Here is a 1,266-nt window from a genome sequence, read left to right as displayed (position 1 = left end):
GCCACGAGACAGTGCTGATCGGCGGCACGACCACGGAGATCAAGGTCGCCCACGTCCGGCTCTGCCACTCGCGCATGCCGTTCGTGCGGGCCTACCCGCGCGAGAGCCAGGAGATGGTGTTCGACGCCCACGACCGGGCGTTCGCGTTCTTCCGCGGCGCCTGCCAGCGCGGGATCTACGACAACATGAAGACCGCCGTGGTTGCGATCTTCGTCGGGCGCGAGCGCGCCTACAATCGCCGCTTCCTGCAGATGTGCTCGCACTACCTCGTCGAGCCGGTGGCCTGCACTCCGGCCTCGGGCTGGGAGAAGGGGCAGGTCGAGAACCAGGTCGGGCTGGTGCGCGAGCGCCTGTTCACGCCACGCATCCGGGTGCGGAGCTACGACGAGCTGAACGCCCTGCTGCTCGACGGGGTGATCGCCTACGCCAAGGCTCACCCGCATCCCGAGCAGCCCGATCGGAGCGTGTGGCAGGCCTTCGAGGCCGAGCGGGCAGCCTTGGTCCCCTATGCCGGTCGCTTCGACGGCTTCCACGCCGTGCCGGCGGCCGTGTCCTCGACCTGCTTGGTCCGCTTCGACAACAACCGGTACTCGGTGGCCGCCTCGGCTATCGGCCGTCCGGTCGAAGTGCGCGCCTATGCCGAGCGCGTCGAGATCCGTCAGGACGGGCGCATCGTCGGCGAGCATGCCCGCGGCTTCGGTCGCAACCAGACGATGTTCGACCCCTGGCACTACGTCCCCGTGCTCGCCCGCAAGCCCGGTGCGCTCAGGAACGGCGCGCCGTTCAAGGACTGGGTGTTGCCTGCCGCCCTCGACCGGATCCGACGCAAGCTCGCCGGCTCTGCCGACGGCGACCGGCAGATGGTCGAGATTCTCACCGCCGTGCTGCGCGACGGGCTGAGCGCGGTCGAGGCCGCCTGTGCCGAAGCGCTGCGCGAGGGCGTGCACTCGGCCGATGTCGTCCTCAACATCCTCGCCCGGCAGCGCGAGCCCACTGCACCCGTCACCATCCTGACGCCTGAGAGCCTGCGGCTGCGCCATGAGCCGGTCGCCGATTGTGCCCGCTACGACAGCCTGAGGAGAGCCCCATGATGGAACGTCAGAACATCCTCGCCACCATGGGCGAGCTGAAGCTGTTCGGGATGAAGGCGGCCTACGACGAGATCATCAAGGTCGCGCTCAAGCGCACCCACGAGCCGCAGCAGGTCGTCGGCGACCTGCTCCAGGCCGAGATCAGCGAGAAGCAGGCGCGCTCGATCCGCTACCA

2 pseudogenes are annotated in these 1,266 nt (G+C 68.9%); both read left to right on the top strand.

Going from position 1 to position 1,266, the window contains the following annotated elements:
* A pseudogene (gene istA, locus MKK84_RS10100) lies at positions 1–1,085 on the top strand (IS21 family transposase); the annotation flags it as partial.
* 2 nt (positions 1,086–1,087) lie between these two features.
* Positions 1,088–1,266 (top strand): annotated as a pseudogene (locus MKK84_RS10095) (ATPase); the annotation flags it as partial.

The sequence above is a fragment of the Methylobacterium sp. E-065 genome (genome assembly GCF_022829605.1).
Lineage (GTDB): Bacteria > Pseudomonadota > Alphaproteobacteria > Rhizobiales > Beijerinckiaceae > Methylobacterium.
This window is presented reverse-complemented; position numbering and strand designations above follow the sequence as displayed.